Here is an 18,514-nt window from a genome sequence, read left to right on the forward strand (position 1 = left end):
GGAAGGGGCAGCCGGTTTTGAGCACGCACGCACCGCAGGCGGCGCAGGCCGTGACGCTGCCCACGACCCTGGACGAGGCCGTGGCCGCGCTCACGGCCATGCCCGCCGCCGTGCCCGTCGCGGGCGGCACGGACCTGATGGCCGCCGTCAACTCCGGGCAGCTCAGGCCCGCCGCACTGGTCGGCCTCGGCAGGATCAGCGAGATCCGCGGCTGGCAGTACCTGGACGGACACGCGCTGCTCGGCGCCGGACTCACCCACGCGCGCATGGGCCGCCCCGACTTCGCCGCCCTCATCCCGGCGCTCGCCGCCTCCGCGCGGGCCGCCGGACCGCCGCACATCCGCAACGCCGGCACCCTCGGCGGTAACATCGCCTCCGCCGCCCCCACCGGGGACGCGCTGCCCGTGCTGGCCGCGCTGGAGGCGACGCTGGTCGTCGCCGGCCCGGGCGGGGCCCGCCGCGAGGTCCCGGTGTCGCACCTGCTGGCCGGAATGGACCTGCTGCGCCCCGGCGAGCTCATCGGCTACGTGCGCGTGCCGCTGCTGCACGCCCCCCAGGTCTTCCTCAAGGCGACCGGACGCACCGGACCCGGCCGGGCGGTCGCCTCCGTCGCCCTCGTGCTCGACCCCGCGCGGCGCGGGGTGCGCTGCGCGGTGGGCGCCATCGCGCCGATGCCGCTGCGGCCCCTGGACGCCGAGCAGTGGGTCGCGCAGCTCATCGACTGGGACAACAACCGCGCGATCGTGCCCGAGGCACTGACCGCGTTCGGGGAGTACGTCGCCGCGGCCTGCATCCCCGACGCCGCTCCGGGCGAGGACGGCACCGTCCCACCGCTTCCGCCCGCGGTACTGCACCTGCGGCGCACCGTCGCCGCGCTGGCCCGACGAGCACTGGGGAGGGCACTGTCGTGACCGACGACCAGCACGGAGAGGGCACGCCCCCCGGTGGCAGCCGCTGGGACCCGCTGCCCCAGGGCGACTACGACGACGGCGCCACGGCCTTCGTGAACCTCCCCGAGGGGGGCATCGACGCCCTGCTCGACTCCATGGAGAGCCCGCTCGCCGCGCCCGGCCACGGCTATGTGCCGCCGCAGATAACGGTCGCCCCCGCGACCACCGCGGGCACCGACCCGGCGGCCACCGGAAGCTGGGCCGCGCCCGGCGCGCCCGTCGACGGCGCGCAGTGGCACGAGCCGGAGGCCCCCGAGGGGGACGCGGCGCCGGGGGACCGGTTCGCGTACCACCCGGGCGCCACCGGGCAGTGGAACTTCGAGGAGGCCGCGGCCGCGGAGAACCCCGCGCCGGGGCAGGACGTCACCGGCCAGTGGTCCATCCCGGTCGCCGACGGCGACCTGCCGGACGAATCGGGCGAGTTCACCACGTCCTCCCTGGTCGAGCAGTGGGGCGGGGGCACGCCTCCGGCCACCCTCCCGGGCGGTGCCTCGGCCCCCTGGGCCACCACCGAGTCCATCGGCCGGCCGTGGGGCCCCGGCGTGCCCGGTGTCCCGCAGGACCCGGAGCAGCAGGGCGAGCACGACCCCGCGCGGGAGCCGCAGGACGCCGCGACACGGCCGCACGGCGAGCCCGGCGGCGGCGCGGGCCCCCACGCGCCCGGCGATGGTCCCGGCCGGCCCTCGCACGCCGCGGGGCCGTACGGCGGATCCGGCCGGGGTGAGGACCTCGCCGCCCCGCGGCGCTCCGACGGCCCCGGGTACGACGGCCGGCGGCCCGGACCCGCTGAGGGGTGGCCGGACGCGGAGGCACCCGGTACGCCGGACCACGGTCCCGGGCAGCCCGCGCACCCCGACGCGGCCTGGGACCCGGGTCCGGCCGACGGTCCGGCCCACGCCGGACCCCGGTCGTCCGGCACGCCCCGGCCACTGCCCGCCGACGACCAGGCCGAGCCCCGGTGGCGCCCCGGCGCGGAGGCCGCCGACGGTGCCCCCGCCGAGCCCCGGGAACCCGGCCTCCGGGAGCACCCGCGCCCCGGCGCCCAGGACGCCGTACAGGCCGGTTCCGAGGCCGGTGAGGCCTCCGGGACGCCCGAGGGTGCCGACGAGGTCTCCGAGGCCGCCGGAAGCCCGTCAGAGCCCTCCGCCGACCACGCCGGGGACGCCCGGGCGGAGGCCGGGGCGGCCCCCGACGACGGCGCGCCCGCGGAGGACGCCGGCAACACCGGGACGGAGCCTGACACTTCGGGCGAACCGGACGCCGCAGCCGAACCGGCGACGGTGAGCTCCCCGCACGACGACCACCCCCTCGCCTCCTACGTGCTCCGCGTCAACGGCACCGACCGGCCCGTCACCGACGCCTGGATCGGTGAGTCGCTGCTCTACGTGCTGCGCGAGCGGCTCGGCCTGGCCGGTGCCAAGGACGGCTGCTCGCAGGGCGAGTGCGGTGCCTGCAACGTGCAGGTCGACGGGCGGCTCGTGGCGTCCTGCCTGGTCCCGGCCGTCACGGCGGCCGGCAGTGAGGTCCGCACCGTCGAGGGACTGGCCCAGGACGGCCGGCCCTCGGACGTGCAGCGGGCGCTCGCGCGGTGCGGCGCCGTCCAGTGCGGCTTCTGCGTACCGGGCATGGCGATGACCGTGCACGACCTCCTGGAGGGCAACCCGGCGCCCACCGACCTGGAGACCCGCCAGGCCCTGTGCGGCAATCTGTGCCGCTGCTCCGGCTACCGGGGCGTGGTGCAGGCCGTCAAGGAGGTCGTCGCCGAACGCGAGGCGCACGCCGACGACGCCGAGTCCGGCTCCGACGGCGACACCGACGCGCCCCGCATCCCGCACCAGGCGGGCCCCGGCGCGGGCGGCGTCAACCCGACGGCCTTCGGCGGCCCGGGACCCCTTGAACAACCCCATGACCAGCCCTACGGCCAGGACGGAGGCCAGGCGTGAGCAACGAAGCAGCCACCGCACCGGCCGCGCAGGCCGCCGAGGCCGCCCCCGAGCCGGAGCCGCTCCCGCACGGACTCGGCGCCTCCCTCCCGGCCGCCGACGCCCGCGCCAAGACCGAGGGCACCTTCCCGTACGCCGCCGACCTGTGGGCCGAGGGCCTGCTGTGGGCGGCCGTGCTGCGTTCCCCGCACCCGCACGCGCGCATCGTCTCCATCGACACCACCCACGCGCGGGAGATGCCCGGCGTCCGCGCGGTCGTCACCCACGAGGACATCCCCGGCGCCCCGGTGCACGGCCGCGGCAAGGCCGACCGCCCGGTCTTCGCCTCCGAGGTCGTGCGCCATCACGGCGAGCCCATCGCCGCCGTCGCCGCCGACCACCCCGACACCGCGCGGATGGCCGCCGCAGCCGTGATCGTCGAGTACGAGGTGCTCGACCCGGTGACCGACCCCGAGCAGGCCTTCGAGGCCGAACCGCTGCACCCCGACGGCAACCTGATCCGGCACATCCCGCTGCGCCACGGCGACCCCGACGCGGCCGGCGACATCGTCGTGGAGGGCCTGTACCGCATCGGCCGCCAGGACCCGGCCCCCATAGGGGCCGAGGCCGGTCTCGCCGTGCCCCGCCCGGACGGCGGCGTCGAGCTGTACCTGGCGTCCACCGACCCGCACGGCGACCGGGACACCGCCGCCGCCGCGTTCGGCCTGGAACCCGACCGGGTGAAGATCGTCGTCACCGGGGTGCCCGGCGCCACCGCCGACCGCGAGGACCAGAGCTTCCAGCTCCCCCTGGGGCTGCTCGCGCTGAGGACCGGCTGCCCGGTGAAACTCGCCGCCACGCGCGAGGAGTCCTTCCTCGGCCACACCCACCGCCACCCCACCCTGCTGCGCTACCGCCACCACGCCGACGCCGAGGGCCGGCTGGTCAAGGTCGAGGCGCAGATCCTGCTCGACGCGGGCGCCTACGCCGACACCTCCTCCGACGCCCTGGCCGCCGCCGTCGCCTTCGCCTGCGGCCCGTACGTCGTCCCCAACGCCTTCATCGAGGGCTGGGCCGTGCGCACCAACAACCCGCCCTCCGGCCATGTGCGCGGCGAGGGCGCCCTGCAGGTGTGCGCCGCCTACGAGGCGCAGATGGACAAGCTGGCCAAGAAGCTCGGCGTCGACCCGGCGGAACTGCGCCTGCGCAACGTCATGGCCACCGGCGATGTCCTGCCCACCGGCCAGACGGTCACCTGCCCGGCACCGGTCGCCGAACTCCTCCAGGCCGTGCGGGACTTCCCGCTGCCGCCGCTGCCCAAGGACACCCCCGAGGACGAGTGGCTGCTGCCCGGCGGCCCCGAGGGCGCGGGCGAACCGGGCGCGGTGCGCCGGGGCGTCGGCTACGGCCTGGGCATGGTGCACATGCTCGGCGCGGAGGGCGCGGACGAGGTGTCCACGGCCACCGTGCGGGTCCAGGGCGGCGTGGCGACCGTGCTGTGCGCGGCCGTGGAGACCGGACAGGGCTTCTCCACCCTGGCCCGGCAGATCGTCCAGGAGACCCTCGGCATCGACGAGGTGCACGTGGTGCCCGTGGACACCGACCAGCCCCCGGCAGGACCGGGCTGCCGCGGCCGGCACACCTGGGTCTCGGGCGGCGCCGTGGAACGCGCGGCGAAGATGGTCCGCACCCAGCTCCTCCAGCCGCTCGCGCACAAGTTCGGCATGTCCACCGAGCTGCTCCAGATCACCGACGGCAAGATCACCTCGTACGACGGTGTGCTGTCCACGACCGTCACGGAGGCGATGGAGGGCAAGGAACTGTGGGCCACCGCCCAGTGCCGTCCGCATCCGACGGAGCCGCTGGACGAGTCCGGCCAGGGTGACGCCTTCGTCGGCATGTCCTTCTGCGCGATCCGCGCGGTGGTCGACGTCGACATCGAGCTCGGCTCGGTCCGGGTCGTCGAACTGGCGGTCGCCCAGGACGTGGGCCGGGTGCTGAACCCGGCGCAGCTGAACGCCCGGATCGAGGCGGGCGTGACCCAGGGCCTGGGCGCCGCGCTCACCGAGAACCTGCGCACACCGCGCGGCCTCGTCCGCCACCCCGACCTGACCGGCTACGCCCTGCCGACCGCGCTGGACGCGCCGGACATCCACATCGTGAAGCTGGTCGAGGAGCGGGACGTGGTCGCGCCGTTCGGCGCGAAGGCGGTCAGCGCGGTGCCGGTGGTGACCTCGCCGGCGGCCATCGCCTCCGCCGTCCGGGCCGCCACCGGCCGCCCGGTGAACCGGCTGCCGATCCGTCCGCAGGCCGCGGTGGTCACCGGGAACTGAGACCCGTCCGGTCGTTTTCCGGGAGGAAGGCGACTGTTTCCCGCGGGAAAGGCAACGCAAGCGGTTGCCGGCGCGTCTTGTGTGGTGAGGGGCGCCGGATGCGGCGCGCCCTCGGACCGGGGGCGTTGTCAGTGGTGGCGCGTAGTGTTCCGGTCAGTGGGGACGGCCGTCGGGTCCGCAAGGGCAGGCCGTCCAGCCCGGGGCGGGGCGTTCGCGGGCCCGGGACCGAGCACACGTATCGCGGGGGAATCATGAGCAGGACCGACACCGTTGTCGCAGGGGCGATCACACTCGCCGACGCCGACCTCGATCCCTTCATCACGCACGCGTCCACGCGCAGCTGGCTGACGGGCCCCGGACTGCCCGCGGACAGCGGCCTGTTCAGCTTCGCGGAGCTCGCACGGGGCGGCCCGCACACCGTGGCCGACTCGACGGGCGATGCCGACGGCCGGCTCCCGGCCGGGCTGCGGGACCAGCTGGTCATCGGCGGACTGCTCGGCCCCGGGGGCCTGGAGACGGAGTCCGTGCTGCTCGACGGCGCGACCGGCGAGGTCTCGACGACGTACTTCTTCCACGACCGGCCCGATCTGATGGACCGTCGCCCGCTGGCCCCGTCCCTGCCGACACTGGTGCGGTTCGCCGCGGCGACGGACGAGCTGGCCGGGCTGCGCGGCCAGTTCGCCGCCTACGCGGGCCGGTACGGCACCAAGGCGGTCGCGGAGGCCTCCCGGCAGCTGCTGGCGATCTTCGAGGAGGGCGTGGACGGGGCGCCGGCGCCGTTCTGGCGGATGGCCGCGCTGATCCGCCCGCTGGCCCTGGTGGCCGGCCCCGGCACGGCCTCGGGCCTCTCCCTCGACCTCCCCGTCCGCCTCCTGGACGACGCGTTCGGCCGGGGCGCGGTGGTCCGCTTCGAGGAGGTCGACTTCCCCGCGACGCTCACGCACGAGCCGACCCGGCGCTTCCTGCGCGAGACGGGCCTGCCGGAGGACGGCTTCCTCTTCTCCCTGGACACGGACCTGCCGCTGCGCACGCTCGCGGAGTACTACGCCGACGACTGCCGGGGCGCGCTGCCCGCCGGCCTGCCCCCCGCCCGGGCCGACCGCCTGATACGCCTGGGGCACCTGGTCGACGACCACAGCCTGCTCGTCGACGGCACCACCGGCGCGGTGTTCAGCTGGAACGAGCCGGACGCGGTGCTCCACCCCCTGAACACGGACATCTCCACGCTCGCCTTCACGCTCTGGCTGCTGCACCGCGAGCGCTCCATCGACGAGGAGTCGGGCCACACGCTGACCACCGACACCTACGACCAGCTGGCGCTGACGATGATCCAGGTCCTGTCCTCCATCGACCCCACGGGCACGACGGCCGACGCGGACTGGCACTACTGGACCGAGCTCTTCCAGGACGAGGCGGGCGGGGTGCTCTAGCGACCGGGCGGACCCGGTCCTACGACCAAGGTCCCGGTACCGGTCACGACCCCCGACAGGGGTCAAACCATGCCGTGGCCCTTACGCTGGCGAGCATGACCACCCCGAACCCGCGCGACACCGATGTCGCCGAGCCCGCCGACGCCCTCGCCCCGGCCGGCGCCGCCCCCGACGAGACCGTACTGAGCCGCCCCTACCGGGCGCTGAGCATCGGGGTCGTCTCCGTGGTGCTGCTGATCGCCTTCGAGGCGACGGCCGTCGGCACGGCGATGCCGGTGGCGGCGCGGGAGCTGGACGGGGTGGCGCTGTACGCGTTCGCGTTCTCGGGGTACTTCACGACCAGCCTGTTCGGCATGGTGCTGTCCGGCCAGTGGTCCGACCGGCGGGGCCCGCTCGCGCCGCTCACCTGGGGCATCGCCTCCTTCGCGGCCGGACTGCTGCTCGCCGGGACGGCGGGCGCGATGTGGCTGTTCATCCTGGGGCGGGCGGTGCAGGGGCTCGGCGGCGGGCTGGTGATCGTCGCGCTGTACGTCGTCGTCGGGCGCGCCTACCCGGAGCGGCTGCGGCCGGCCATCATGGCGGCGTTCGCGGCGAGCTGGGTGGTGCCGTCGATCGTCGGCCCGCTCGCGTCCGGCGCGGTGACGGAGCACATCGGCTGGCGCTGGGTGTTCCTCGGCATACCGGTGCTCGTGGTGTTCCCGCTGGCGCTCGCGCTGCCCCAGATACGGCGCCTGGCGTCCGGCCCGGTCGACCAGGACCCGGGCGACGCCCCGGCCTCCTTCGACCGCCGCCGCATCCGGCTGGCCCTGGCGATCTCCTTCGGCGCCGGGCTCCTCCAGTACGCGGCGCAGGACCTGCGCTGGGTGTCGCTGCTGCCTGGCGCACTGGGTGCGGCCCTGCTCGTCCCGGCCGTCCTCGGCCTCCTCCCGCGCGGCACGTACCGGGCGGCGCGCGGACTGCCCTCTGTCGTGCTGCTGCGCGGCGTGGCCGCCGGCTCCTTCATCGCGGCCGAGTCCTTCGTCCCGCTGATGCTGGTCACCCAGCGAGGCCTCAGCCCCACCCTCGCCGGCTTCTCGCTCGCGGCGGGCGGCGGCACCTGGGCGCTGGGCTCCTGGGTGCAGTCCCGGCCCCGGCTGGAGCCGTACCGCGAACGCCTGATGACCCTCGGCATGGTGCTGGTGGCGGCGTCCATCGCCGCCGCGCCCAGCGTGCTGATCGACGCCGTGCCGGCCTGGACGGTGGCGGTCGCCTGGGCCTTCGGCTGCTTCGGCATGGGCCTGGTGATCTCCTCCACCAGCGTCCTGCTGCTCCAGCTCTCCGCCCCCGCGGAGGCCGGCACCAACTCCGCCGCCCTGCAGATCTCCGACGGCCTCTCCAACGTGCTGCTGCTGGCCGCCGGGGGAGCGGCCTTCGCGGCCCTGGGCGGCGGCACGGTCAGCCATGCCGCCACGGAGGCCACGGGCTCCCACCCGGCCGCCTTCGTCGCGGTGTTCCTGCCGATGGCGGCGGTGGCCCTGGCGGGGGCGTGGGTGGCGGCGCGGGTGCGGGAGCGTGAGGTGTAAACCGTTCGTAGCCGTGGGGGCGCGGACAGTAGCATTCCGGCATGTCCGAACTCGTCATCCGCCTCGACCCTGCCGTACGGCAGGCTCTCCACGACCTTGCCGACGCGCAGGACCGCGGTCCGGAGGAGGTCGTGCAGGAAGCGCTGCGCCGCCACCTGCACGCCGAGGGCACATGGGTGCGTGCCGTCGCCGAGCACATCGCGCGGGAGCACGCCGAGTTGCTGAGGAGGCTCGGCGCATGACTCGGCACCTCACCGTCGACGAGGTCACCGCGATCGCCGAGGTCGCCTTCGGCGGGCAGCCGCCCGAGACACGGGCGCCGGGCCTGCTGGCCTCGGCCGTGCACCGGCCGCGAGCCCGTATGTTCGGCACCTCGGCGTACGAGGACCGGTACGAGCAGGCTGCCGCCCTGCTCCACGCCATCGCGACGAACCACCCGTTCGTCGACGGCAACAAGCGCACCGCGTGGCTGGCCACCGCCACGTTCCTCGCCGTGAACGGCGTCGACCTCGTCACCGCCGACCAGGACACCGCGTACGCGCTGGTCGTCGACGTGGCCTCCGGTACGGAGGGTGAGGTGCCGAAGATCGCGGAGCGGCTGAGACGGTTGTGATGTGGGTCCCACCCTCGGGCGAGGCGGCCCCGTACCGGCGTTGACACCGCCGGGCCATCGGTAGGGTGGCCCGGTTGTCATACGCACCGCGCCGCCCGACCACCCCACGGAGATCGTGACTACCACCGCCAGCTCCGCGTCCCACTCGCACCACCTCTCCCCGGCCTTTCCCGGACGTGCCCCCTGGGGTACCGCCGGCAAGCTGCGCGCCTGGCAGCAGGGGGCGATGGACAAGTACATCCAGGCGCAGCCCCGGGACTTCCTGGCGGTGGCCACGCCCGGCGCCGGCAAGACGACCTTCGCGCTGACGCTGGCGTCCTGGCTGCTGCACCACCACGTCGTGCAGCAGGTGACGGTCGTCGCGCCCACCGAGCATCTGAAGAAGCAGTGGGCCGAGGCCGCCGCGCGGATAGGCATCAAGCTCGACCCCGAGTACAGCGCGGGCCCGCTCGGCAAGGAGTACGACGGGATCGCCGTGACGTACGCCGGTGTCGGCGTGCGCCCCATGCTGCACCGCAACCGCGTCGAGCAGCGCAAGACCCTCGTCATCCTCGACGAGATCCACCACGCCGGTGACTCCAAGTCCTGGGGCGAGGCCTGTCTGGAGGCGTTCGAGCCGGCCACGCGACGGCTCGCGCTGACCGGTACGCCGTTCCGGTCCGACACCAACCCCATCCCCTTCGTGACGTACGAGGAGGGCGACGACGGCATCCGGCGGTCGTCCGCCGACTACACCTACGGGTACGGCTCCGCGCTCGCGGACGGCGTCGTGCGTCCCGTGATCTTCATGTCGTACAGCGGCAACATGCGCTGGCGCACCAAGGCCGGCGACGAGATCGCGGCCCGCCTCGGTGAGCCCATGACCAAGGACGCCGTCAGCCAGGCCTGGCGCACCGCGCTCGACCCGCGCGGCGAGTGGATGCCGGCCGTGCTGCGCGCCGCCGACCAGCGACTCACCGAGGTCCGCAAGGCCATCCCGGACGCCGGCGCCCTCGTCATCGCCGCCGACCAGGACTCCGCGCGGGCCTACGCCAAGCTGATTCGCGAGATCACCGGTCACAGTGCCACCGTCGTCCTGTCCGACGACACCGGCGCCTCGAAGCGGATCGACGACTTCAGCGGCAGCGACGACCGCTGGATGGTCGCCGTCCGCATGGTGTCCGAGGGGGTCGACGTACCGCGCCTCGCGGTCGGCGTGTACGCCACCACCATCTCCACGCCGCTGTTCTTCGCCCAGGCCGTCGGCCGTTTCGTACGGTCCCGGCGGCGCGGCGAGACCGCGTCCGTGTTCCTGCCGACCATCCCGGACCTGCTCGGCTTCGCGGGCGAGATGGAGCGCGAACGCGACCACGTCCTCGACAAGCCCAAGAAGGAGGGCGAGGAGGACCCGTACGCCGAGTCCGAGAAGGAGATGGAGGAGGCGAACCGGGAGCAGGACGAGGACACCGGCGAGCAGGACATGCTGCCCTTCGAGGCGCTGGAGTCCGACGCCGTCTTCGACCGGGTGACGTACAACGGCGCCGACTTCGGCATGCAGGCCCACCCCGGCAGCGAGGAGGAGCAGGACTACCTGGGCATCCCGGGACTCCTCGAACCCGACCAGGTGCAACTGCTGCTGCAGAAGCGGCAGGCCCGGCAGATCGCGCACAGCCGCAAGAAGCCCGCCGAGGAGGCCGACCTCCTCGAACTGCCCGCCGAGCGGCGGCCGGTGGTCTCCCACAAGGAGATGATGGAGCTGCGCAAGCGGCTCAACAATCTCGTCGGTGCCTACGTCCACCAGAGCGGCAAGCCGCACGGCGTCATCCACACCGAGCTGCGCCGGGTCTGCGGCGGCCCGCCCTCGGCGGAGGCCACGGCGGGACAGCTGCGCCAGCGGATCGAAAAGGTGCAGGAGTGGGCCACGCGCATGCGGTGATCCCGGGTGTGCGTATGGGGACAAACGGAACCACTTCTCGGCGAGAGTGCCCGGATTCTGGACGGAGCCTTCCGCTCACCGAACCGGATCGCTACTGTCCCCGCTACGCACACGCCCCGTGGCAGCGCCGCCGCGGAGCGCAGCCGTGAAGCGACTGTGCCCGGGAGACTGCCGGGCCGCCGGCCGATCGGCGGCCTCTGAAGCGCGTGACCGACGGGACTCGGTGACGCATCCGCCGCGAGAGGGCCGCCGACCTCACCACTAAGGAGTGGGCGTCGTGACCGCGGAGACCTCCCAGACGCTCGACAGAGGACTACGGGTCCTCAAACTGCTCGCCGACACGGATCACGGGCTGACCGTCACCGAGCTTTCCCACAAACTGGGCGTCAACCGGACCGTTGTGTACCGGTTGCTCGCCACGCTGGAACAGCATGCCCTCGTACGCCGTGATCTGGGCGGACGGGCCCGTGTCGGGCTCGGTGTGCTCAGGTTGGGGCGTCAGGTGCACCCGTTGGTGCGGGAGGCGGCGATGCCGGCGCTGCGGTCGCTGGCGGAGGACATCGGCGCGACCGCGCACCTGACGCTGGTGGACGGGGCGGAGGCGCTGGCCGTGGCCGTGGTGGAGCCGTCCTGGACGGACTACCACGTGGCGTACCGGGCGGGGTTCCGGCATCCGCTGGACCGGGGGGCCGCGGGCAAGGCGATCCTGTCCGCCCGTCAGCACACGGCCGACGACCCCGGGTACACGCTGACGCACGGGGAGTTGGAGGCGGGCGCGTGCGGCGCGGCCGCGCCGCTGCTGGGGGTGACGGGGGTCGAGGGCAGCGTCGGCGTCGTCATGCTGGCGGACGTCGTACCGGAGCGGGTGGGAACGCGCGTCATGGACGCGGCCAGAGAAGTAGCCGAAGCCCTCCGCTGACCGCCCCCGCAGCTGCAGGCAGCCGGTGCCACCACCCGCCGCCGCCCTCCCGCGATCCGCGGGCAGTCGTGCCGCTGGGGCGGCACGGGTGGGCGCGACGGCACCCCGTCGGCGCCGGGCTGCGCCACCTCCCCCCGGGTACATCAGCACCGGTGCGCTGCTCGGCCGGGGGTGAGCCTCGCTCGCCGGCGCTTGCCGGATGCCGCTGCGCCCACCCGTGCCGCCCTGCGGCACGACTGCCCGCAGCGGCGGCGGCGCCGCGGTGTGGGGGTCCGCGGCACGACTGCCCGCAGCGGCGGCGTCCGAGCGGCACGACTGCCCGCAGCGGCGGCGGCGCTGCGGTGTGGGGGTCCGCGGCACGACTGCCCGCAGCGGCGGCAGGTTAGATTGGCACCGTGTTCTCTCGTCTCACGCGTCCCCAGAAGGTCGCCGCCCTCGCCGCCCCCGTCGTGGCCCTCCTCGCCACCGCCGGCTTCGCGCCGCTGCCCTTCTCCGTGGCGCAGCCCGGGATGACCGCGGACGTCCTCGGTGAGAACAAGGGGGAGCAGGTCATCACCATCTCCGGCGCACCCGTGCGGGAGACCACCGGGCAGCTGCGGATGACCACCATCGAGGCGACCTCCCCGGACACCCGCGTCGACCTCCCGGACGTGATCGACAGCTGGTTCAGCACCGACCAGGCGGTCATGCCCCGTGACTCGGTCTACCCCAGCGGCGACAGCGTCGAGGAGATCGAGCAGTTCAACCGGAAGCAGATGAAGGAGTCCCAGGACGAGGCGACCCGGGCCGCGCTGAACCACCTGAACCTCGAGGACGAGGACATCGAGGTCACCCTGAGGCTCGCCGACGTCGGCGGCCCCAGCGCCGGCCTGCTGTTCTCCCTCGGCATCGTCGACAAGCTGAACGGCGACGGCAGCGGCGGCGACCTCACCGGCGGCCGGGTCGTCGCCGGCACCGGCACCATCGACGAGGACGGCACCGTCGGCCCCGTGGGCGGCGTCCCCCTGAAGACACAGGCGGCCAAGCGGGACGGCGCCACCGTCTTCCTGGTGCCGAAGGCCGAGTGCGCCGACGCCAAGGCGGAACTCCCCGAGGGTCTGCGCCTCATCCCGGTCACCACCCTCAAGGGCGCCGTCGACGCCCTGATGGCCCTGGAGCAGGGCACCGGCAAGGTCCCCGGCTGCTAGCCGGCCGCCGCCCGCTGGCTAGCCCTCCTTGACGAACCCTTCCTCCACCATCCAGTCCAGCGCCACCTGGTGCGGGTCCTCCCCGTCGACATCCACCTTGGCGTTCAGGGTCTGCGCCACGTTGTTGTCCAGCTTCGCCGTGACCGGGGCGAGGACGTCGGCGATGGCCGGCCATTCCTCGAAGGTGTCGGTGTTGACCGTGGGCGCCGCGTTGTAGTTGGGGAAGAACTTCTTGTCGTCCTCCATGACCACGAGGTTCATGGACCTGATGCGCCCGTCGGTGGTGAACACCTCGCCGTACGTGCAGGCGCCCTCGGCCGTCTGGGTGTAGATGATCCCGGTGTCCATCTGCGTGACGTTGCCCGCCGGGATGTCCATGCCGTACGCCTTCTCCATGCCCGGCAGCCCGTCCGCGCGGTTGGCGAACTCGCCCTCCACGCACAGCGTCACCGCACCCGGGTCGGTCCTCGCCAGCTCGGCCACCTCGGAGAGGGTCCGCGTGCCGTACCTCTCGAAGTTGGCCTGGTTCATGGCCAGGGCGTAGGTGTTGTTCAGCTCCGACGGCTCCAGCCAGGTCACCCCGTTCTTCGCGTCCGCCTCCCGCACCGCCAGCCACTGCTCGCGCGGATCGGGGATCGGCCTGCTGTTGCCCTGGTACGTGATCCACGCCGTGCCCGTGTACTCGAAGCCGGCGTCCGCCTCGCCCTTGACGACGGCCTCGCGGGAGCCGACCGAGCCCTGGATGCCGGTGCGGTCGACGACCTCCGCGCCCGCCGCCTGGAAGGCGATGCCCATGATCGCCCCGAGGATCAGCTGCTCGGTGAACTCCTTGGAGGTCACGGTGAGTTTCGCGCCCTCCAGGGGTTTGCCCTGCCCGATCGAGCCCGGCTCGACGTCGTCGACCATGGGGGACCCGCTGGTCAGGCCGCAGCCCGCGGCGAGCACGAGCAGGGCGGCGACGGCCGGGAAGAGGCGGACTCGTCTCATGGCCCCGCCTCCAGACCCCGCGGCCGCAGCAGCAGTTCCGCCAGGGAGGCCAGCCAGTCCACCAGCAGGGCGAGCGCCACGGTGAGGATCGAGCCCACCATCAGCACCGGCATCCGCTGGCTGGTGATCCCGGTGGTGATCAGCACGCCCAGACCGCCGCCCCCGCCGAAGGTCGCGAGCGTCGCCGTGCCGACGTTCAGGACGAGCGCGGTCCGCACCCCGGCGAGGATCAGCGGGACGGCGAGCGGCAGCTCCACCCGGGTGAGCACCCCCAGCGGGGACATGCCGATGCCGCGCGCCGCCTCCAGCAGGGTCGGGTCGTTGGCCCGCAGACCGGCGATGGTGTTGGACAGCACCGGCAGCACGGCGTAGGCGATGATGCCGATCAGCGCGGCCCTGCGGCCGATGCCCAGCCAGATCACCAGCAGCGCCAGCAGACCGATCGCGGGGGTGGCCTGCCCCATGTTGGCGAACGCCATCGCGGCCGGGGTGGCCCGGCGGAACATGCGCCGGGTCAGCAGGATGCCCAGCGGGATCGCGATGATCAGCACGAAGAACGTGGAGATCGCGGTGAGCTCGATGTGCTGCCACAGCGCCTTGGACACCTGACCGTCCGACAGGGCGTTCCGGGTGAGCGCGTCGAGCTCCGCCTGCTCGAACCACAGCCAGGTCGCGAGCAGCACGGCGATCAGCACCACCGGCAGGAAGGTCAGCTTCTGCCAGGTCACCCGGGGGCGCCGCGCGGCCGCCGGCGGGGGAGTGTCCTGCTCCTCGTCGGACTGTCCGCCGCTGTCGTCCCGGAAGATGAGTCCCCGCACCTCGTGCTCGCCCTCGGGCCGCCGCCCGGAGGAGCCGGCAGATCCGGAAGTGGAGCCCTTCACGCCTTCGCCTCCCCGCCGAAGCCCTCCTGCTCCGCGTGGGTCTGCGCGGCCCGCTGCTCCTGGAGGTCGTGCTGGGCGTCCATCGCTTCGAGACGGTCGGCTTCCAGCAGCTCGTGCACGGAGTTCATCAGCGTCTCCACGTCCACGACGCCCTCGTACGCGCCGCGCCGCCCGGTGACCGGGACGCGGCCGGTGTTGTCGGTGAGGACGGCCTCCAGTGCGTCCCGCAGGGTCGCGTCCCGGGTCACCGTGTCGTGCACCAGCTGACCCGCGCGGGCCAGCGAGCCCTTGGCGCGCATCATGTCGCCGCGCCGCAGCCACTTGTAGGGCCGGCCCCGCTTGTCGAGCACGAGCACCTCGTTGACGCCGCCGGAGCGGAGCTTGGTGAAGATCTCCTGGAGCGGGTCGTCGACGCTCACCGTCGGATAGTCGGTGATCCCCACGTCCCGCACCCGGGTGAGGTTGAGCCGCTTCAGGGCCGCCCCGGCGCCGACGAAGCCCGACACGAAGTCGTCGGCGGGGTTGGTGAGGATCGCCTCCGGGGTGTCGAACTGCGCGATGTGGGACCGTTCGCGCAGCACCGCGATACGGTCGCCGATCTTGATGGCCTCGTCGAAGTCGTGGGTGACGAAGACGATCGTCTTGTGCAGCTCCCGCTGGAGCCGGATCAGCTCGTCCTGGAGGTGGTCCCGGGTGATCGGGTCCACCGCGCCGAACGGCTCGTCCATCAGCAGCACCGGCGGATCCGCCGCCAGCGCCCGCGCCACGCCCACCCGCTGCTGCTGGCCGCCGGAGAGCTGACGCGGATAGCGGCCGTGGAACTCACCGGGGTCGAGTCCGACCAGGTCCAGCATCTCCTCCACCCGCGCCCGCACCCGGGCCGCCGGCCAGCGCAGCATCTTCGGCACCAGCGCGATGTTCTGCGCCACCGTCATGTGCGGGAACAGCCCGCTCGCCTGGATCGCGTACCCGATCTTGCGGCGCAGCCGGACCGGGTCCATGTCGGTGACGTCCTCGCCGCCGATGCGGATACGGCCGGCGGTCGGCTCGATCAACCGGTTGATCATCTTCAGGAGGGTGGACTTCCCGCAGCCCGAGGGGCCGACGAGGATCACCGTCTCGCCCTCCGCGATGTCCATGGTGACGTTGTCGACGGCCGGCAGCGCACCGCCCGGGTACCGCTTGGTCAGCCCCTCCAGCTCGATGGTCGCCCCGACCGAACGGGGCTCCGTCCCGGACGGATCCGGACCGGGCGCGGAATCGGCGACAGAACTAGGCACGGATCCCCCTGGGAATGGTCAGCCGCCCGATCAGGACGTACGCGGCGTCGAACAGCAGGGCGAGGACGATGATCCCGAGGGTGCCGGCGAGCACCTGGTTCAGCGCGTTCTTGCTGCCCAGCGAGGCGATCCCGCGGAAGATCAGGTTGCCCAGGCCCGGCCCGGAGGCGTACGCGGCGATGGCGGCGATGCCCATCAGCATCTGCGTGGAGACCCGGATGCCGGTCAGGATGGGCGGCCAGGCCAGCGGCAGCTCCACCCGCGCCAGCCGGGCGGTGCGCGACATGCCGATGCCCGTGGCCGCGTCCACCAGCGACGGATCGACCCCGCGCAGGCCCACGATCGCGTTCCGCACGATCGGCAGCAGCCCGTAGAGCGTCAGCGCGATCACGGTCGGCGGCACGCCGAGCCCCACGATCGGGATCAGCAGACCGATCATGGCCAGCGCCGGAATGGTCAGCAGGGTGGCGGTCGCGGTCGTGGCGAGGTTGCCCGCCCACTCACTGCGGTAGGTGACCACCCCGATCAGCACACCGAGCACGGTCGCCACCACCATGCACTGGAAGACGACGCTGGCGTGCTGGTAGGCGTCGATGAGCAGTTGCTGGTGCCGGCTCTCCAGGTACTCCCAGAAGTTCACACGTGCTCACCCCAGCTCGGCCAGGTCGGGTCACTCGCCGAGCGCTGCCTGCTCCACCAGCGGGATGATCCGCAGCGGAACGGGATTCTCCATGACGATCGCCGTGGAGGCCCGGACGATGCCATCAAAACCGACGACGCGGTCGATCACCCGTTGAAGATCGGCGTTGGAGCGAGCCACCAGCCGGCACATCATGTCCCCGGTACCGGTGGTGGTGTGCAGCTCCAGCACCTCCGGCACGGTCGCCAAGTGGGCCCGTACGTCCGCCCCTTGACCCTGCCGGATCTGCAGCGTGGCGAACGCCGTGACCGGGTATCCGAGGGCCGCCGGATCCACCTCGGGGCCGAATCCGCGGATGACTCCGTTCGACTGAAGCCGGTCCAGCCGGGCCTGCACGGTTCCGCGCGCCACGCCCAGCCGCCGGGACATCTCCAGCACCCCGATGCGCGGCTCCCGCGCCAGCAGCACGATGATCCGGCCGTCCAGATGATCGATCGCCATACCGCCCTCCCCGATGGTCATCCTGCACAGAAAGCCCGCGTCCACGGGCATCCGACTGGACACATTGCCCAGCGAACGGGAGAAGTATTGCGCACCTTGCAGGGCTGGCCCACCCTGCACCTATGACGCAGACCACAGACCACACTCCCGCAGCGACCACCCGGCAGGCCGACCCCTTCCCGGTCAAGGGAATGGACGCGGTCGTCTTCGCCGTGGGCAACGCCAAGCAGGCGGCGCACTACTACTCCACCGCCTTCGGCATGAAGCTGGTCGCCTACTCCGGACCGGAGAACGGCAGCCGCGAGACCGCCTCCTACGTCCTGGAGAGCGGCTCGGCCCGCTTCGTCCTCACCTCGGTGATCAAGCAGTCCACCGAGTGGGGCGCCTTCCTCGCCGACCACGTGGCCGCGCACGGCGACGGCGTCGTCGACCTCGCCATCGAGGTCCCGGACGCGCGCGCCGCGTACGAGTACGCCATCGAGCACGGCGCCCGCTCCGTCGCCGAGCCGTACGAGCTGAAGGACGAGCACGGCACGGTCGTGCTGGCGGCCATCGCCACCTACGGGAAGACCCGCCACACGCTGGTCGAGCGCAGCGGCTACGACGGCCCCTACCTGCCCGGCTACGTCGCCGCCGCGCCGATCGTCGAGCCGCCGGCGCAGCGCTCCTTCCAGGCGATCGACCACTGCGTCGGCAACGTCGAGCTCGGCCGGATGAACGAGTGGGTCGAGTTCTACAACAAGGTCATGGGCTTCACGAACATGAAGGAGTTCGTGGGCGACGACATCGCCACCGAGTACAGCGCGCTGATGTCGAAGGTCGTGGCCGACGGCACGCTCAAGGTCAAGTTCCCGATCAACGAGCCCGCCATCGCCAAGAAGAAGTCCCAGATCGACGAGTACCTGGAGTTCTACGGCGGTGCCGGCGTCCAGCACATCGCGCTGAACACCAACGACATCGTGCAGACCGTGCGCCAGATGCGGGCGTCCGGGGTCCAGTTCCTGGACACCCCCGACTCGTACTACGACACCCTCGGCGAGTGGGCGGGCGAGACGCGGGTGCCGGTGGAAACCCTGCGCGAGCTGAAGATCCTCGTCGACCGCGACGAGGACGGCTATCTGCTGCAGATCTTCACCAAGCCGGTCCAGGACCGGCCGACGGTCTTCTTCGAACTCATCGAACGCCACGGCTCGATGGGCTTCGGTAAGGGCAACTTCAAGGCCCTCTTCGAGGCCATCGAACGAGAGCAGGCCAAGCGCGGCAACCTGTAACCCACCCACAGCCACGACTCCCCACGGCCGGCCGCCGCAGCAACCCCGCCCGGCCACCGCCGCGATCCGCGGGCAGTCGTGCCGCCCTGGGGGCACCTCCCAGGCCTTCAAGGCACTGGGGGA

The 18,514-nt window shown here is 73.0% G+C and carries 16 protein-coding genes; 11 read left to right on the plus strand and 5 right to left on the minus strand.

Translation table 11 applies throughout. The features are described from left to right. Nucleotides 1-17 precede the first annotated feature (17 nt). The 10 genes from ACZ44S_RS24080 (at nucleotide 18) to ACZ44S_RS24125 (ending at nucleotide 12,831) form a co-directional block, all read left to right on the plus strand. Nucleotides 18-911: an FAD binding domain-containing protein gene (locus ACZ44S_RS24080; RefSeq protein ID WP_466932327.1), complete on the plus strand. Its 894-nt coding sequence runs from the start codon at nucleotides 18-20 to the stop codon at nucleotides 909-911. Next, the gene (locus tag ACZ44S_RS24085) at nucleotides 908-2,893 is read left to right on the plus strand and encodes a 2Fe-2S iron-sulfur cluster-binding protein (protein WP_466932329.1); all 1,986 of its coding nucleotides are present in this window, start codon (nucleotides 908-910) and stop codon (nucleotides 2,891-2,893) included. The genes ACZ44S_RS24080 and ACZ44S_RS24085 overlap by 4 nt, the downstream gene beginning before the upstream one ends. Continuing rightward, the gene (locus tag ACZ44S_RS24090; protein WP_466932331.1) at nucleotides 2,890-5,205 is read left to right on the plus strand and encodes a xanthine dehydrogenase family protein molybdopterin-binding subunit; all 2,316 of its coding nucleotides are present in this window, start codon (nucleotides 2,890-2,892) and stop codon (nucleotides 5,203-5,205) included. Before ACZ44S_RS24085 ends, ACZ44S_RS24090 begins: the two co-directional genes overlap by 4 nt. Nucleotides 5,206-5,456: 251 nt before the next feature. Beyond that, nucleotides 5,457-6,635 (plus strand): SUKH-4 family immunity protein, encoded by a 1,179-nt coding sequence (locus ACZ44S_RS24095; protein ID WP_466932333.1) that lies wholly within the window; start codon nucleotides 5,457-5,459, stop codon nucleotides 6,633-6,635. Nucleotides 6,636-6,730: 95 nt separating this feature from the next. Beyond that, complete coding sequence (locus ACZ44S_RS24100; RefSeq protein WP_466932335.1) at nucleotides 6,731-8,197, plus strand: MFS transporter; 1,467 nt, start codon at nucleotides 6,731-6,733, stop codon at nucleotides 8,195-8,197. A gap of 41 nt (nucleotides 8,198-8,238) precedes the next feature. Continuing rightward, nucleotides 8,239-8,439: a hypothetical protein gene (locus ACZ44S_RS24105; protein ID WP_466932337.1), complete on the plus strand. Its 201-nt coding sequence runs from the start codon at nucleotides 8,239-8,241 to the stop codon at nucleotides 8,437-8,439. Further along, nucleotides 8,436-8,810: a type II toxin-antitoxin system death-on-curing family toxin gene (locus tag ACZ44S_RS24110; RefSeq protein ID WP_466932339.1), complete on the plus strand. Its 375-nt coding sequence runs from the start codon at nucleotides 8,436-8,438 to the stop codon at nucleotides 8,808-8,810. Before ACZ44S_RS24105 ends, ACZ44S_RS24110 begins: the two co-directional genes overlap by 4 nt. A gap of 115 nt (nucleotides 8,811-8,925) precedes the next feature. After that, nucleotides 8,926-10,725, plus strand: a complete 1,800-nt coding sequence (locus ACZ44S_RS24115; RefSeq protein ID WP_466932341.1) for a DEAD/DEAH box helicase — start codon at nucleotides 8,926-8,928, stop codon at nucleotides 10,723-10,725. A gap of 277 nt (nucleotides 10,726-11,002) precedes the next feature. Further along, on the plus strand, nucleotides 11,003-11,644 hold the full coding sequence (locus ACZ44S_RS24120; protein ID WP_190164163.1) for an IclR family transcriptional regulator: 642 nt from the start codon (nucleotides 11,003-11,005) through the stop codon (nucleotides 11,642-11,644). A gap of 395 nt (nucleotides 11,645-12,039) precedes the next feature. Continuing rightward, nucleotides 12,040-12,831 (plus strand): S16 family serine protease, encoded by a 792-nt coding sequence (locus ACZ44S_RS24125; RefSeq protein ID WP_466932343.1) that lies wholly within the window; start codon nucleotides 12,040-12,042, stop codon nucleotides 12,829-12,831. A gap of 18 nt (nucleotides 12,832-12,849) precedes the next feature. Here the strand turns inward: ACZ44S_RS24125 and ACZ44S_RS24130 are convergent, their stop codons facing one another. Genes ACZ44S_RS24130 through ACZ44S_RS24150 form a run of 5 tightly spaced genes read right to left on the minus strand, consistent with a single transcriptional unit; the run spans nucleotide 12,850 to nucleotide 17,120 of the window. Further along, entirely contained in the window at nucleotides 12,850-13,818 is a 969-nt protein-coding gene (locus tag ACZ44S_RS24130) for a glycine betaine ABC transporter substrate-binding protein (protein ID WP_466932345.1), read from the minus strand. Then, nucleotides 13,815-14,699: an ABC transporter permease gene (locus ACZ44S_RS24135; protein ID WP_466932347.1), complete on the minus strand. Its 885-nt coding sequence runs from the start codon at nucleotides 14,697-14,699 to the stop codon at nucleotides 13,815-13,817. Before ACZ44S_RS24135 ends, ACZ44S_RS24130 begins: the two co-directional genes overlap by 4 nt. After that, on the minus strand, nucleotides 14,696-15,979 hold the full coding sequence (locus ACZ44S_RS24140; RefSeq protein ID WP_466932349.1) for a betaine/proline/choline family ABC transporter ATP-binding protein: 1,284 nt from the start codon (nucleotides 15,977-15,979) through the stop codon (nucleotides 14,696-14,698). The genes ACZ44S_RS24135 and ACZ44S_RS24140 overlap by 4 nt, the downstream gene beginning before the upstream one ends. Further along, nucleotides 15,972-16,619, minus strand: a complete 648-nt coding sequence (locus ACZ44S_RS24145) for an ABC transporter permease (RefSeq protein ID WP_466932351.1) — start codon at nucleotides 16,617-16,619, stop codon at nucleotides 15,972-15,974. The genes ACZ44S_RS24140 and ACZ44S_RS24145 overlap by 8 nt, the downstream gene beginning before the upstream one ends. A gap of 30 nt (nucleotides 16,620-16,649) precedes the next feature. Next, entirely contained in the window at nucleotides 16,650-17,120 is a 471-nt protein-coding gene (locus tag ACZ44S_RS24150; protein WP_030825456.1) for an Lrp/AsnC family transcriptional regulator, read from the minus strand. Between the two features lie 122 nt (nucleotides 17,121-17,242). Here ACZ44S_RS24150 and hppD point away from each other — a divergent pair, with 122 nt between their 5' ends. Further along, nucleotides 17,243-18,391 (plus strand): 4-hydroxyphenylpyruvate dioxygenase, encoded by a 1,149-nt coding sequence (gene hppD, locus ACZ44S_RS24155; RefSeq protein WP_466932354.1) that lies wholly within the window; start codon nucleotides 17,243-17,245, stop codon nucleotides 18,389-18,391. Nucleotides 18,392-18,514 lie beyond the last annotated feature (123 nt).

The sequence above is a fragment of the Streptomyces malachitofuscus genome (assembly GCF_055571035.1).